Raw genomic sequence first — 16,171 nt, forward strand, 5'->3', positions numbered from 1 at the left:
AATGAATTTTATAGATACATTAAAAAGCGTTGACTTAATATTATCCACTGGAGAAGTACCTCTAATAGTTGGTGAAAGTGGGATAGGAAAAACAGCTCTAGCAAAAAAACTTGCTAAAGACAATAATTGGAGTTTGATTGTAATTGATGGAAATCTACTTAAAGAGGGTGAAATAGGAGGTCTTCCAACTATAGAATCTTATGTAGGAATTAATTCTAATGGATATAAGACAGAAAAGAAAACTACAGTATATGCTGTTCATAATAAATTAAGAGAAATTGATGAAGAAATATCTAAAGGAAAAACAGTTCTTTTATTTATAGATGAGATAAATCGTTGTGAGCATACTGTACAACAAGAACTTATGAATCTAATTTTAAATAGAGAGATTAATGGATATAAGTTACATGATGATGTAAAGATTTTAGCAGCAATGAATCCATCAAGTAAATATGGTTCAGATTTCGATTATCAAGTTGTAGATATGGATTCAGCTCAAGAAAATAGATTTGTTTGGTTAAATATGGAGAGTGACCATACACAATGGTTGAAATGGGCAATAGATGAAGGAATTGAAAAAAAGATTATAGAGTTTATTTCAACTTTTCCAGAATATCTGCATAAAACAAATGAAGATGATGTAAGAGCAACTCCGAGAAGTTATGAGAGAGTTTCTAAAATTTATAAAGTTTATAAGGACAAAAATAAAGAAATTCCTAGATCAGTATTTCTAAATGTTATAAAGGGGAATGTAGGTAAGGTTATAGCAGAAGAGTTTATAAGTTTTATTGAATCAGATTCTAGTCCATTGATATCTTATGAAGATGTTTTTTTAGGTGATACTATTGATGAACATCTTGTAGAAAGAGTAAAAAATGAAAGTCATACAAGACTTTATTTATCAGCGATAAATATTCTAAAAAACTTAGAATTAAATATGAAAAATGATGAGTATGAATCAAAATATTATATTGATAGATTTATTGAGTTCTTAAAAATATATCCTATAGATTTAATGATAGGAATTATGAAGGATATTAGAAATAGCTATATTGAAGTGTATAAAAAAGCTATAGAAAATGAAGAGTTTGTAAAATCTTACTTTGAGTCATATCGTTTAATAAGGGGATAATATATGGAAAATTATTTTGATAAGCAGGCAAAAGAACTCTATATTAAAGCTAGTGAAATTATAAATACTCATTCTATGTTAAAGGCAAATCGTGCTAATGAGAAATTTGAGGTAGATATACCAAAAGATTTTAAAGATGAATTTTTTAGTCTTGTAGATAAAGTTAGCTTAAGCCTTATGGAAGAAAAAGATAATTTTTATGGCTATTTTTTGTTTCAGATGTCAAGAGAGATAAGATTTGATATAAGTAGTCCTACAGGTGTGAATTTTAAAGGAGCTAAATACGTCATATACTTTAATCCAATAATTTTTTTAACTCTCAATATAGAACAGATGGAAAGTACAATAAAGCATGAAATTTATCATATAGTATCTATGCATTTGGTAAGAGCAAAAGAATTAAAAGGAAAGTATAGTACATTAGCCATTAATATGGCAATGGATATAGTAGTAAATAAATATTTGAATAATTTACCACCATATGCTACTACTTTAGAATGGGTAAATCTAAAATACTCTCTAAAGCTAGAGCCATATGAACCTTTTGAGTATTATGTAGAAAAGATTCAAACTGAATTAGATTTGTTAGAAGAAGATGAAGATGGTGAAGAAGATGATAGCGACAAGTATGGAACTATAGAAACTGATTATAGACCAGAAAAAACTCATGATATATGGGAAGAATCCGATGATATAGATGAAAGAACTCTTAGAGAATTTACAGAGAAATTTATTGATAGTTCTCAAAAAGGTAAAATTCCAACACACTTAGAAAACATGATAGCAGCTCTTAAAAATAGTAAAGGCGAATTACCATGGAATTTATATCTTAGTAGGTTAATGGGAACTGTTGAAAACAATAAAAAGAAGACTATAACAAGGAGAAATAGAAGACAGCCTAATCGATTAGATTTAAGAGGAGAACTTAGAAGTCATAAAGCAGAAATAGCCGTTGCTATTGATATAAGTGGAAGTATTAGTGATGAAGAATTTAAACAAGCAATTAAAGAAGTTCTTAATATAGTTAAAAATTATAATCATGAAATTACTATTATAGAGTGTGACAGTGAAATTAGACGTGTATATAAAGCAAAAACTATAAAAGATATAAAAGATAGAGTTAAAATAGGTGGAGGCACAAAATTTACTCCAGTTTTCGAATATGCTAATAATAAAAAGATTAACTTATTAGTTTACTTTACTGATGGTAAAGGTGAAAATAAGCTACAAGTAATACCTAGAGGTTATAAAGTTTTATGGGTTATTTCTGGAAATGGAGATAAACTTTCACTGAGAGAGCATTATGGAGCAGTTAAAAAACTTAGTAAAGTTGAAACAAAAGATGATATATTAGAGATAAACGATATTAGAAATGATGGATACTCAATGAATAGTCAAGCACCAATTTTATAAATATTATAATGGGTATGATTGTTATGATTTGTTCGATTGTTATGGTTTACTTACTATCCAAATTAATGAAAAATACATTGATTAATAGTCAATGTATTTTTTATTATTTAAACAATAAAAGTTTTACTTAGCTTAAACTCTCAAAATATGGTACAATTAGTATATAGTAGATAGTTTTGATGATGTAAATTCAGTTGTCAAAACTATTTTTTGTTAAGGATGGTGAGGTTTTGTGTTTAAGATTGATGATTATATAATGTACGGAATGACAGGTGTTTGTAAAGTTTTGGACATAACAAACGAAAAAATTACAAATGGTGTACAAAAAGAATATTATGTATTAAGTCCCCTTTATTCTAATAATACAATAATAAAAATACCTGTTGATAATAAGAAAGTTCCAATGAGAAAGATACTTTCTGAAGTTACTGTGGCTTCGCTAATAAATGATATACCTAATATGGATACATCATGGATAGATAATGAAAAAATGAGAAGTGAGCAATTTAAAGTGATGCTTAGAAGTGGTAAGTGTGAAGAGTTACTTAAATTAATAAGAAGTATATACTGTAATAAAGAACATATAAAATCTCTTGGTAAAAAATCACATCAAGCAGACGATAATATGATGAAAGAAGCAGAAAGATTATTAAATGAAGAGTTTGCAACTGTTTTGAATATTTCTCCTGATGAAGTTACTTCATATATATCAAGTCATATACCGCAATAAAGTATTTTTTATATTATCTCCTACTTAAAAAGTATAGCATAGTTAAAACTATAAAGAAAAAGAAAATAATATTTAAATATAATTTTACAATAAGTATTTATGAATATTTTATTGCTATTTTTAATTATTTCAGAATATTATTTATTCGCATTGTTTTACTAAAAATTGAATATATAATATTATAGGAATTGTTAAAATGATGTTTATAATATACAATTCTTAAAAAATTAAATTATTATTGAAAATACTTTTTAATCAAGGGGATGATTGAATGGTAAGTTTAATAAGCATGTTGAAAATCTGAAGTAAAATTAATAATATTATAAGAGTATTATCATTTAAAATATATGACAATATAAAATATATTCTAGTGTTAATTGATAAGGTGACTACTATATTAAATAGAAGTCATCTTATTTAATTTTACCTACATCGTAAAAATTTATATTTTATTAAAGTAAAATAGGCTCATTTAAGTTACACATAGTTTTAATTTCTATGTAAAAAATCTTATTTTTAGCTTCATATAAACAAACTTTTAACTTAAATTTATCCAGATTATTATTTTTATATTATTGCTAGAATTAAGTATATTACGAAGATGTTTTTAAATATTAACATTAAATTATTTGGAATTATACTAATATAAACATAAGCTATATTTATTATAAATACTACAATTTAGCTATTTATTTAAGAAATAATTATTTTTTATAAATGAAAACATAGATTAGATAAATGCTTCTAGCTTAGAAGAGTACATTATAAATATAATCGACAAAATAAGACTAAATATATCTTTATAATTTGAATTGATATATTTGCTGTATATTTATAGTGTAACTTGAAAAATTATAGATATACAAAATTTAGAGTATTTCTAAAATAGTAATATATAATAATTACTATAGTTTGTTTTTAATCAAACTTTTTTATTTTAATTAAGTAAATATTAAGTTAACAGATAAAAAATGATGGATTTTAAAGAATTTAAATTTATTAAAAAAGTATTTACTACTTTTGTTGTATTTATTTAACAATTTCATTGATTGTGTATTTAGAATAATTATGATTAGGTGTAAATTTAGAATTTATAAGTTTAAGAAATAAAGTTATATCTTAAAGGTGAAGTATCTCTACTATTCTAAAAATTAATGAAATTTATTAAATTAATCAAAAAAATAACAATCGTTTAAAAGTTAAAAATAGTTAATTAAAATTGATTAGAATATCCTTTTTTTTAATTTTATCATTGATAATATTTCTTAAATAATAAATGTTCTTTGGTGGAGTATAGTCTAAATAATATAAGTTTCATATCAAAAACCTATCCAATAAATAATATGAATACATAGAACAACAAAATTTCATATCTAAAAAACTATTTTGAGGCTTAGTTTAACTTATATTTCCAGACAAAAAAATTATATAATATACTTGACAAGTATAATTTGATTTATTCTAATTATTTACTGTCGATTATTCGATTTTTTTCTTATTTTTTTGTTGCATATAAGTATGTGTTTATGGTACGATTTACATGGTGAAATAAATAAAGGGAGGTGAAAAATAAATATTCGTGAAAAAGTTTTCAAATTGAGGTATTTTATGGTTAATAAATTATAATAGTATCACCTCAATTAATAATGTCAAAGCGAATATCTAGGTAATCACTTTAAAACAACAGTTTTTATATTTAGGTTCACAGAATTCATGTGTATGTTTAATAAGAAATAAATTTAATCTGTGAAGAGATAGTAGTTTATTTATTTAAGTTGACAAGTAATTGAATGAAGTATTTAGAAATTTTTCAAAAAAATAAAGACAGTATTTATTTGTATAAATACATGTTGCTTTATTCAAAACTCCTTTAAAAAGGCAATAGTAAGGTGATTACACCGTTTGCCATAAAAGGAGGAATTTAGTTTGTAAAATACTATCAAGTAAAAAAATAAGAATTGCATATAGTAAAGAGTTTCACATTTAATTAGTAGTAGTTAAATTAGAAAAAATTACTAGAGTGATGAATTTAGAAGTTAGATATAAAATTATCCATTGTGTTATGGCAATATTGTATTTAAGCTAAATAATAATTAATGAACTAATAATTTATAGTTTGGTTTTTTGTGGTGTCAATTTATAAAGATAACAGGTTATAAATATACCTGAAAATAATGAATTTATATAATTTAAATTTATAGCTATATTATTTTGAATTTATTGACAATAAAGATGTTAATCTTTATTCCATGAAAACATCTAGATTCTACAAATAAAAACGCAATTATCTTAATAATTATTACGAATTGTTTTACAAAACAATATCACCATATCTTTCATTGAAAGAAAGAGTCTGGATAAAACGTAGAAAATATAAAAATACAATTAAGAAAGGATTTAAACTTATGAGCACAACAGTAAATAAAAAGGGTAAATTCCCTATAGGATTTTATATCTGTGCAACAACTTTCTCGTTTGAAAGAGCAGCATATTATTCTGCAAAGTTTTTAATTTATATATTCCTTACAACAGCAATTGTTAAAGGTGGTCTTGGAATAGATAAAGGACAAGCAGCTATAATGCAAGCTAACCTTGTTGCATTCACATATCTTGCGCCAATAATTGGAGGATATATATCAGATAGATGGATAGGAGCTAGGTATACTATACCTATAGGTATGCTTATCATGGGGATAGGATACTATCTTGGTTCTATTGCAACTACAGCTTCTATGGTAAATGCAATGATAATTCTAGTTTCAATTGGTACTGCATTCTTTAAAGGAAATGTATCAGCAGTAAATGGACAACTTTTTGATAATCAAGAAGAACTTGATACAGCATTCTCAGTACAATATTCTTTTGTTAATATAGGTTCTTTCATCGGAACAACAGCAGTAGGTATACTTTATGCTAATACATTCATGAAAAATGGAGTATATGGTTTCTCTCAATGTTTCTTCATAGCAGCTGTTCTTTGTGTAATTGGTGCAATATGGTTCACATATGGATGGAGATTCCTTGGAAATGCAGGAAAAAGACCTTTTAAAGAAGGTGTGGTAGCTGAGAAAGTTGAAGAAAAAGATAATGCTCCTCTTACAAGTATGGATAAGAAGAGAATTTGGGCTATTATACTTATTTCATTCTTCTCTGTAATTTTCTGGTTATTCTGGTACCTAACTTATCTTGCAGTTTATGATTATGGTGCAGCGTTTGTAAACATGACTATTGGAGGATTTGACATTCCTTTAGCTTGGTTTGACTCATTAAATGCACTTGTATGTATTGTACTAGGACCAGTTCTTGGAGCATTATGGTTTAAACTTGCCAGTAGACCACAAGGTGATATAAGTTTATTTAAAAAGACAGGTCTTGGATTAATATTCTTAGGTCTTGCATTCTTAATGCTTGTTGGAGCAGAGCTTACAAGAGGTGTTGGAGCTCCTGAAACTGTTAAAGCTAGTATAATATGGATAATTATGTTTGGTATACTTCTAAGTTTTGGAGAAATGTTATTCTCACCACTTGGGAACTCTTTCGTAAGTAAGTATGCTCCTAAAAAACTTCTAGGTGTTCTTATGGGAGTTTGGACATTTGCTACTTTTATAGCTGGTCAAGGATATGGATATATATATGCATTTACTCTTAAATTTGATATGATTAAAGTATATACTATAATTCCAGTGATACTATTTGTTGCAGCTATATTATTATTCTTATTTGACAAGACATTAAGTAAACTTGTTGAGGAAGATAACTAATCAATAAATAACTATTATACTAATGAGATTAATTTAGTATGGTTATATTGTATTAGATTGATATAAAGCTAATTGTTAATAATCATAAAGTGTTACTTTTTAACACGATATATGGTGAAATAAGTTTGTTAAATAAAATATATAAATAAAAATACTAGTCAATTAAGACTAGTATTTTTATTTATTGTTAAATCAGATAAAGAATTAATACACAATTTCTCCACTTAAAATAGTATAGGCGCTTCCTCCAATTTTTACAGAAGTGATATCATTGTTTTCTTTACATATATTTACATATACCTTTCCAGGTCTATTTATGAAGTTTCCTTCTTCACCAATAAAGTCAGTTTTATCTAAAATATTGTGTTGTACTATATAAGATGATACACAAGCATTGCCAGTTCCACATACAGGGTCTTCTGTGACTCCAACATATGGAGCTATAGATCTTAAATGATAGTCACAATTTTTATCTATAGTTTCTATACAAAATGGAGTTATTCCAATTAGATTATTATCAGCACTAAATTCTTTTATTTTATTTAAGTCTGGAGAAATATTTTCTAAATCATCTAGAGACTTTAATCCAAAAACAAGCCACCAAATTCCTGTATTTACTTTCATAATTGGATATTCAAGAAGTCTATCTTCTTTTACACCTATCATTTGTGCAATCTCTTTTTTATAGCTATTTAGATTTTCGAATTTAGGAGGATTTTGTTCCATCATAAATATGTTTTCATTATCTATTTCCTTAAGTTCTACAGATAGTACACCAGCTTTTGTCTCTTGATAAAAGATATTCTTATTAGTATTAAGTTTTCCTTCTTCTAAAAGAGCATGGAATGTTCCTATTGTAGCATGACCACACAAGTCAACTTCTAAGCCAGGTGTGAAAAATTGAACCTTGAAATCTGCTACATCAGATTCTGAAACAAATGCAGTCTCTGATAAATTCATTTCCTTTGCTATATTCTGTTTGATTTCGTCAGAAATATTGGATGCATCAGTGACTACACCAGCAGGATTTCCTCCAAAAGGTATTGTTGTAAATGCATCAACTTGTTTGATTTTAACTTTATTCATCTTTAAGACCCCCTTTTATTTTTTGTGAAATATAAATTTCATGTTGTATGTATTGATTTCCAATATATAAAATATTAGAATTTTTTGTCCAAATTGAAATAGCTTCATTACCTTCAGATAAATTTCCTGTTAATATTTCAGACTCATCTACAATTAAAAGAATACCTTTATAAAGTTTTTTGTTTTTAAGTGTAGTTTCATTACCTCCATGGATATGAATATTGCTTAGACCTTCTATCTTTTTATCTTCCAAAAGTAGTATTTCAACATTAACATTTTTTTTAGAAGCAGTTAAAAGCTCATCTTTTAGGTCAAGAATTTCTTCATGAGAACAAGAAATTATAATTTCTTGTTTGGCGTTATTTATCATTTCGATTGCTTTTTTTAATATATTTTTAGAGCTTTTTATGTTTAAAACATATTCTATACTTTTTCCTTTATTTAATACCTGTAAGTTGTTTTCTAGTTTGTCCATAGAATTATTGAATTCTTCTTTTTTACTTTTTAGTAATTCATTAGGGTTTATAGGTACATATTTTATAGGATCAGTTTCAATATTGATAATTATATTATTGTTAAGTAATTTTGTTATATTTTCGTAGACTTTTGATTGTGGTACACCTGATAATTTACTTATTTCATAACCAGTTAGAGGGTTTTCCTTTAGTAATGATATGTAGATTTGTGATTCATATTTGGTAAATCCTATGTTTTGTAGTTCGTTAACTATAGTATCCATATATAAACTCCTTTAACAAAAGTATAATAACTACCTTAGTAGGTACTAATATTATTTTATAATGTATATATATAATTGTCAATCATACAAAGCAAAAAATTAAGTTATAAATTAGAAAAGTTTTTTAGTGTATTTTTGAAATGAAGCTCAAATTTAGTTAACATATATATAAAGTTTACAGATTTCTATAATTACTACATAAGTAACTATTGAATTTGCATAAATAAGTTTAATTAATGTTTGATTATGATGATAATCTTAAGAGTGTTAAAAATAGATGGTTACAAAAAAGTGACTAATTGAACTAGTACATAAGTCGTAGTATATTAATATCAAGAAAACAATAAAATAATAAAGGAGATATATATTATGGCAAAAATAATAAATAACAATGAATTTATAAATGAAGTAAATAACAAAGAAGGATTAGTAGTGGTGGATTTCTTTGCTACATGGTGTGGACCTTGTAAAATGTTATCACCAGTATACGAGGCTTTAGGAAACGAAATGTCTGAAAAAGCAAATTTCTTAAAAGTAGATATAGACCAAAGTATGGAATTAGCCCAAAAGTTTGAAGTTTCTACAGTACCAACTGTAATAATATTCAAAGATGGTAAACCTATAGATAGATTAATAGGGTTTATACCTAAAGATAATTTGAAAAATAAAATTGAATCATATATATAACTAATTTCGATTATTTATAAGATTTATTTATGTAGTTACAAATAAGTGCCTAATTGTCAGTGATATTGGCTATTGATATTATATTTATATAAAAGAAAAAAGAAAGGTTACTAGAAAATAGGTGAGATTATGAGATACGACATTGCAATAATAGGAAGCGGACCAGCAGGACAAGGTCAAACTGCTGTATCTAGTGCAATTTCACATTTAGATAAACAGAAAATAAAAAAATCTGTACTTGTTGATACTTATTAAGTAAAAGTAAATAGTAGTACTAGTGGTTATAACTATAAGTTTATATTTATAATATAGTTAATAAATTTTTACATATATTTGAAATTATTATAAGTATTTATTATTGTTTTATACAATATTAAAAGAAGTATTTAAAGTTAATAAAATAGAAATTACAGATATTATTTATTTAATACACTCCTAACACCAAAAGAAGTTATTTCAAAATAAAGATTTGACTACAGAAAAAAGTGGACTTTATCAGATGAGTCCACTTTTTTTGTAAAGTGTTGAATAGTCTATATGTAAATAAAAAAGGGTATCTCATTTATAATTTAAGAATATTGTAAGACATCCCCTTTTTAAGTGTGCAATAAAATTGTCTTTTTAGCTATTACTTATCTATTACTAAAAAGGAATAAAAAAATTTTATTTAAAAGCCAAATTTTTAATAGCATATAAATAATTCTCTTTCGTATTTTTAAATTTAATAAACTCAAGTTTTAGTTATGAGCTTGTTTAATATAGGTTATGTTCTTGTAAAGAATTTTGTTAATTAATTCTTATTAATCTATATTTTGGAATTATTAAATATGATGAACAAGTTAATAGTTATATTGGTAGAGATATTAAATAGAATATTAATTAAGCATAAATTTGACAAGTATGAATATTTGAATAATAATAAGGTTAGATTTTATATAAGAATTAAATAATTATAATATAATTAACATTCAATAAACATTAATTATATATAATGATTAAGTTGATATTTTATTTAGGAGATGATTATATGAGAGTATTAATAATAGAAGATAATAAAGAGCTTTCTTATAATATGAAGATAGGGCTGGAAAATGAAGGATTAGTAGTAGATATAGCAAATTGCGGATTAGATGGAGAAGAGAAAGCATTTATAAATGACTATGATGCTATATTATTAGATTTAAATTTACCAGATAGAGATGGAATAGAGATATTAGAATTTTTTAGAAGTAATAATCTAAATACTCCTATAATAATTGTAACAGCAAGAGATGGAGTAAATGAATTGGCAAAAGGTCTTGATTTGGGAGCTGATGATTATATAGTAAAGCCATTTCAAATTATAGAATTGAGAGCTAGGATACAAGCAGTTATAAGAAGATTTTATGGTAGGACAAATTCAAATATAGAGGCAGGTCCTCTTACAATAAGTCCATCATCTAGAAAAGTGTATGTGTATAACAAAGAAGTAAACTTAGGAACTAAAGAATTTGATATAGCAGAATATATTGCAAGTAGATATCCAGATATTGTATCAAGTATAGATATATCAGAACATGTTTATGATGAATACTTTGACCCATTATCATCTGTATTAAGGGTGCATATAGCTAGATTAAAAAAGAAATTAAGAGAAGTTGCAGGAAAAGAGATAATAATAACTACTAGAGGGATAGGATATTCTATATGCAAGGATTAAAAGATAAAAAAACTATAGTTTTAATTTTATATTCTGTTATAGTCTTTATAATTTTTACAGTAGGTTTGAAATATATTATAAATATATCTAATACAAGTAAAGAATTAATAGCTAATGATTCAAATTCATATTATGGAACGAATATAGATAATACTTATAACACTATGGAAGATAAGACTTTAGATAAAAGATTAAGTTTTGATTATAATATTGTACTTAATAGTAACTTTAATATAATTATAATGTTATTTTTTGCCTTTACAGTAACCTCTAACTTTATCCTTTTATCAATATTGAATAGACTAGAGTTTAAAGAAAGAATGGAGATATTAAATAATATAAATAATATAGAAGATGAAGACGAAGTGTTGAGTATAGACCCTATTATGTCTAAAGTATATAAAGATTTAAAAGATAAATTTGATTCTCATATTGAAGATTATAAAAGATTAAATTCATATTTATCTCATGAACAAAAAAATGCCATAGCAATACTTAGAACAAGCTTAGAATTAAGCGGAAATGAAGAACTATTGAATACTCTCAATAAAGTTGCAAATAATGTAGAAGATGTACTTGCAATAAGTGATACAAAAAATAATGAAGATATGTATGAAGTTGACATAGCTTTAATATGTGCACAAGTATGTGACCACTATTCTAAAGTATATGCTAATTTAAGTTTTGATTTTGATGAAGATGAAAATATGAGTATCTATGGGAAAGAAAAGTGGATTTATAGAGGTGTATCCAATCTTTTAGACAATGCAATAAAATATGGTGAAGGTAAAGATATATGTGTAAATGTGAAAAATCAAAAAGGTAGTGTTATTGTATCAGTAAGAGATAATGGCATTGGAATGAGCAAACAGAGTATGAAAAAAATATTTTATGATAGATATAGAATAAATGAATTAAATAAAGATGGATATGGTATAGGTCTTAGTTTAGTAAAACATGTATGTAACTTATGTAATGGATTTATATGGGTAGAAAGTGAAGAAGGTAAAGGGTCAATTTTTTATTTAGTATTTAAAGAATATAAAGAATAAATTAAGATAGATATAATAACTCTAAGACACTATTGAATTGGTAAGAGGAGATGTGAAGTGTATATTTTAAATAATGCAATCAAAAACTTACTTAGAAATAAATTGCGTAATTCATTTAGTACAGTTGTTATATTATTGATGGTCTTAGCAATATTAATTTCCTCAATAATAAATTCAAACGTTAATGTGATAAAGGCGAATTATGAGAAAAAATTTGAATCAGAAGTTCAAATTAAGCTTGATGCTAAAAAGATTGTTCAAAGTGATTCAGGAGAATCTCTAATAAAATATAGTAACTTGAGTGTAAATGATTATTTAAATTTTGCAAAGTCAAAATATGTAAAAAAAGTATCTTTTATTGGAAATATCACAGCACACTTTGATAATAAAAAATATAATTCTAATGATGACAGACAAATCTTATATGATGATATGAGGGCTGAAAATTGCGGGATTATGGGATATACAGAAAAGAATGAAAGTCTTAAGCACTATAATCTGGAAAAGGTAAAAGGGCGATTATTTCAAAAAGATAATGAATGTATGGTAAGCGAAGAATTTATTGATATTAATAAGTTGAAAATTGGAGACACGATATCTCTATTAAGTGATTATAGTACTAATACAAAACTGAATTTAAAAATAGTAGGAACATATAAGAAAAAAGATAATAAGAATGTTAACGATATAGAAATAGCTCAAGATGAAAGTATATATGATAATATATTAACTACGTATAATACTTTAGTAGAATTTGAAAAGAAGATTGAATCAGAAAATTCAATAATTTATACAAATGCTAGGTTTTTATTGATAGACTCTAATAGTAGAAAAGATTTTGAGAAAGAGGTAAGAGATAAAGGTCTAAGTGACATTTATAAAGTTACTATAGATGAGTTTGCGTACAGTAAATTAATAACTCCAATGCAACATTTGTCTAATATAGCTTTTACAGTTACGCTTGGAATATTAATATTAGGTTCGATATTATTGATGATAAATTCTATAATATTAATAAAAAAAATAAAGTATTACATTAGTGTGTTAATATTAACTGGAATGCCTAAATTTAAGATAGTTCAGAGTTTCATATGTGAAAGTATTATGATAACTTTAGTATGCCTTATACTTGGAGGAGGAATTGTAAGTATATCAGCTTCAAAACTATCAAATTATGTTTTTGAATATCAAAATCAATATAATGTAATACATAATGTTGATTTACTGAATAATAGAGAATATAAAAATATAGATATAAATAGTGATGATATCAAACAAGAAATAAAAAGTTTAAGAGATAAATTGATTCCAAATCTGATATTTAAGATAATTATTGTAGCGATAATATTGATATTATTAACTAGCATAGTGGCCATATATAGTACAATTGTATATAAACCAATACAGATAATTTATGATAGAAATTAGGTGATGTAGATTGGTAATACTAGAACTGATAGATGTTAATTACAAGTATGAGGGAAGTAATAAATATGTATTAAAAGATGTAAGTGCCAAATTTGAAACTGGAAAAATGTATGTTGTTATAGGAAAGCATCAGGCAGGAAAGAGTACTTTGTTATCTATAATATCAGGTCTTGATGATTACACTGATGGAAGTATTATTTATAAGGGTAAGGATTTAAGAAATATAAATAAGGATATGTATAGAAATAAAGATATAGGAGTCATATTTAAAGATTATAACTTATTAAATAATGAAACTATTTTGGAGAATATGTTTTTACCAATGAGAATTAGTGAAAATAAGAAAAAGAATAAGAGGGAAATAGCATGTAAAATTCTACAAAAGGTAGGAATTGATAGAGAAAAAGTACTGGATAGAGTAGAAAACTTATCTTATTATGATAAACAAAAAGTGTGTATTGCTAAGTCATTATCTAATAATCCTGACTTAATAGTATGTGATGATATTATAGAAAGCACGGATGATAAAAGTGAAGAAAGTCTAATAAATGTGTTTTACAATTTGGCACATAAAGATAATAAATGTGTGATAATAGCAACAAGTTCAGAGGAAGTTGCTTTATTTGCGGATGAGATATGGGGAATAAATAATGGAAAATTAATGTTTATAAAAAGTAAAGAAAAGAATATGGATTAAACTTTAAAGAAGTTGTTTCAGTTTAGATTGAAATTATATGAAAAATATTTAAATTACACGAAAATGAGCTACAGTTGGGGGGAACTGTAGCTCATTCTATTTTGGGGGAGATAGGTTGAACTTATTGGTTATCCGTATCATATTTTTAGTATAGTCACTTATTTTAGATTATATACATTTTTTTATAAATTTTACATAAAATGTTAAATGTTATAATTGCTTAGATATTATTAGAAGTGATAAAGTTATAATTAGAGAAAATTAATGAAAAAATGTATTATAAATAATTGGAAAATATTATATAAGGTATTAAAATATTAATGTATTTACAGCAATTTAGGAAAAAATACGAAATCTATTCATAAATACAAAATAAAAATATAATTTAAAAAATATTTGATAAAAATTTCATATAAAGAATATTTTATATTAATCTCATTTTAGGTATATCTATTAAAAAAAAACTTATAATACAATATAATTTAAATTTCAATAAATACTTAATAAATGCGCATTTAGATACTTGAAAATACTGGAAAATATATGGTGTAATAAAAAATCTTGAATAACTTTAAAGAATTGAATATATATAATAAATATTTAAATATATTTAAATAAAAAAATACAAAAAACGACAATTATATAGTGCACAATTAAAATATTTTGCAATTGTAGTATTATAGGGGAAAATGCAAAATATATGCGAAAGTGAAATTTTAAATATTGACATTAAATTAAATATAATATACTATGTAAGTGTGATGAAACATTTTTTTCAGAGGGGATTTATAGTGAATATAAAAAAAGTATTTAATAACAATGTAGTAGTAAGCTCCCTAGAAGATGGCACAGAAATAATTGTAACTGGTGCTGGAGTTGGATTCAAGAAAAAAGTAGGAGATTTGATAGATGAAAGTTTGATTTCTAAGAAATATTTTGTTCAAGATAATCAAAAAGACAAATACAATCAAATACTTAATAAAACCTCAATTGAATATTTTAAAATTTCAGAAGAAATTATAGAAAAAGCTAATGAAGTTTTAAATACTCAAGTAAATGATTCAATAATATTGGCTTTAACTAGTCACATAGAATTCGCTGTCCAAAGAGAAAAACAGGGTATAAAATTACCAAACCTGATACTTAATGAAACAAAACAACTTTATAGAGAAGAATTTGAATTTGGATTATGGGCAATTGATGAAATTGAAAAAAAGATAGGTATAAAGTTGCCTGAAGATGAAGCAGGGTATATTGCTATTCATATAATCAATGGATTAGAAAATTCTCAAAAAGATGAAGGTATTAATATACTAGAGTTTTCAAAACAAGTTGTTCAGATAATAGAAGAAGTACATGGATTTAAATTAGATGTAAACTCACTGAATTACTCTAGGCTTATAACTCACTTAAAGTTTTTCGTTCAAAGAATTTTAAGAAAAGAAACTTACAAAGATAGTGATGTTGAAGATATGTATAAACTAGTAAATAAAAACTATAATAAACCTAAAGTATGTACTGAAGAAATTGTAGCATTGGTATTAGACAGATTTGAATATAAAATTAGTAAAGAAGAAGAATTATATCTAATGATTCATATAAATAAAATAACAAACAGTGGTTGTTAGGATTGTAACTGATAAAGCAGGCAAAACCTAAGTCATTGAACTTAATTTTAGTTAAGTTTTTTGATTTAGGCTTTTTTATTGAATACAGACAGTGACTTTTAGGATTGTAACTGGTTAAG

13 protein-coding genes are annotated in these 16,171 nt (G+C 25.0%); 11 read left to right on the forward strand and 2 right to left on the reverse strand.

The features are described from left to right. Position 1: 1 nt before the first annotated feature. The 4 genes from IC173_RS03730 (at position 2) to IC173_RS03745 (ending at position 7,036) form a co-directional block, all read left to right on the forward strand. Positions 2-1,132, forward strand: coding sequence for an AAA family ATPase (locus IC173_RS03730; protein ID WP_227433889.1), 1,131 nt, complete (start codon positions 2-4; stop codon positions 1,130-1,132). Between the two features lie 3 nt (positions 1,133-1,135). Continuing rightward, positions 1,136-2,545, forward strand: coding sequence for a VWA-like domain-containing protein (locus IC173_RS03735; RefSeq protein WP_227433890.1), 1,410 nt, complete (start codon positions 1,136-1,138; stop codon positions 2,543-2,545). Between the two features lie 232 nt (positions 2,546-2,777). Beyond that, a complete protein-coding gene (locus tag IC173_RS03740) occupies positions 2,778-3,275 on the forward strand; it encodes a CarD family transcriptional regulator (RefSeq protein WP_227433891.1) in 498 nt (165 codons plus the stop codon). A 2,405-nt stretch (positions 3,276-5,680) separates the two neighbouring features. Continuing rightward, the gene (locus tag IC173_RS03745) at positions 5,681-7,036 is read left to right on the forward strand and encodes a peptide MFS transporter (protein ID WP_227433892.1); all 1,356 of its coding nucleotides are present in this window, start codon (positions 5,681-5,683) and stop codon (positions 7,034-7,036) included. 204 nt (positions 7,037-7,240) lie between these two features. Here IC173_RS03745 and IC173_RS03750 read toward each other — a convergent pair whose 3' ends face one another. Further along, positions 7,241-8,122, reverse strand: a complete 882-nt coding sequence (locus IC173_RS03750) for a PhzF family phenazine biosynthesis protein (protein ID WP_227433893.1) — start codon at positions 8,120-8,122, stop codon at positions 7,241-7,243. Next, positions 8,115-8,861: a helix-turn-helix domain-containing protein gene (locus IC173_RS03755; protein WP_227855183.1), complete on the reverse strand. Its 747-nt coding sequence runs from the start codon at positions 8,859-8,861 to the stop codon at positions 8,115-8,117. The genes IC173_RS03750 and IC173_RS03755 overlap by 8 nt, the downstream gene beginning before the upstream one ends. Before the next feature lie 369 nt (positions 8,862-9,230). On the opposite strand from IC173_RS03755, the gene trxA reads away from it, so the two are divergent. The 7 genes from trxA (at position 9,231) to IC173_RS03785 (ending at position 16,052) form a co-directional block, all read left to right on the forward strand. Continuing rightward, positions 9,231-9,548, forward strand: coding sequence for a thioredoxin (trxA, locus tag IC173_RS03760; protein WP_227433895.1), 318 nt, complete (start codon positions 9,231-9,233; stop codon positions 9,546-9,548). Between the two features lie 129 nt (positions 9,549-9,677). Next, the gene (locus IC173_RS20630) at positions 9,678-9,803 is read left to right on the forward strand and encodes a hypothetical protein (protein ID WP_255606358.1); all 126 of its coding nucleotides are present in this window, start codon (positions 9,678-9,680) and stop codon (positions 9,801-9,803) included. A gap of 772 nt (positions 9,804-10,575) precedes the next feature. Then, on the forward strand, positions 10,576-11,247 hold the full coding sequence (locus tag IC173_RS03765; RefSeq protein WP_227433896.1) for a response regulator transcription factor: 672 nt from the start codon (positions 10,576-10,578) through the stop codon (positions 11,245-11,247). Beyond that, positions 11,235-12,299, forward strand: coding sequence for a sensor histidine kinase (locus tag IC173_RS03770; protein ID WP_227835174.1), 1,065 nt, complete (start codon positions 11,235-11,237; stop codon positions 12,297-12,299). Before IC173_RS03765 ends, IC173_RS03770 begins: the two co-directional genes overlap by 13 nt. A gap of 57 nt (positions 12,300-12,356) precedes the next feature. After that, the gene (locus tag IC173_RS03775; protein WP_227855184.1) at positions 12,357-13,727 is read left to right on the forward strand and encodes an FtsX-like permease family protein; all 1,371 of its coding nucleotides are present in this window, start codon (positions 12,357-12,359) and stop codon (positions 13,725-13,727) included. Between the two features lie 10 nt (positions 13,728-13,737). Beyond that, the gene (locus IC173_RS03780) at positions 13,738-14,424 is read left to right on the forward strand and encodes an ATP-binding cassette domain-containing protein (protein WP_227845997.1); all 687 of its coding nucleotides are present in this window, start codon (positions 13,738-13,740) and stop codon (positions 14,422-14,424) included. A 791-nt stretch (positions 14,425-15,215) separates the two neighbouring features. Beyond that, on the forward strand, positions 15,216-16,052 hold the full coding sequence (locus IC173_RS03785; protein ID WP_227855185.1) for a PRD domain-containing protein: 837 nt from the start codon (positions 15,216-15,218) through the stop codon (positions 16,050-16,052). Positions 16,053-16,171: the final 119 nt, after the last annotated feature.

Origin of the sequence: Clostridioides sp. ES-S-0048-02 (assembly GCF_020658495.1) — a bacterium.
Lineage (GTDB): Bacteria > Bacillota > Clostridia > Peptostreptococcales > Peptostreptococcaceae > Clostridioides.

What these genes read in the sequence shown, in the direction of transcription:
- IC173_RS20630 (WP_255606358.1), top strand. Translation starts at nt 9,678, where the DNA reads ATGAGATACGACATTGCAATAATAGGAAGCGGACCAGCAGGACAAGGT.
- IC173_RS03755 (WP_227855183.1), bottom strand. Translation starts at nt 8,861, where the DNA reads ATGGATACTATAGTTAACGAACTACAAAACATAGGATTTACCAAATAT.
- IC173_RS03765 (WP_227433896.1), top strand. Translation starts at nt 10,576, where the DNA reads ATGAGAGTATTAATAATAGAAGATAATAAAGAGCTTTCTTATAATATG.
- IC173_RS03750 (WP_227433893.1), bottom strand. Translation starts at nt 8,122, where the DNA reads ATGAATAAAGTTAAAATCAAACAAGTTGATGCATTTACAACAATACCT.
- IC173_RS03730 (WP_227433889.1), top strand. Translation starts at nt 2, where the DNA reads ATGAATTTTATAGATACATTAAAAAGCGTTGACTTAATATTATCCACT.
- trxA (WP_227433895.1), top strand. Translation starts at nt 9,231, where the DNA reads ATGGCAAAAATAATAAATAACAATGAATTTATAAATGAAGTAAATAAC.
- IC173_RS03770 (WP_227835174.1), top strand. Translation starts at nt 11,235, where the DNA reads ATGCAAGGATTAAAAGATAAAAAAACTATAGTTTTAATTTTATATTCT.
- IC173_RS03735 (WP_227433890.1), top strand. Translation starts at nt 1,136, where the DNA reads ATGGAAAATTATTTTGATAAGCAGGCAAAAGAACTCTATATTAAAGCT.
- IC173_RS03745 (WP_227433892.1), top strand. Translation starts at nt 5,681, where the DNA reads ATGAGCACAACAGTAAATAAAAAGGGTAAATTCCCTATAGGATTTTAT.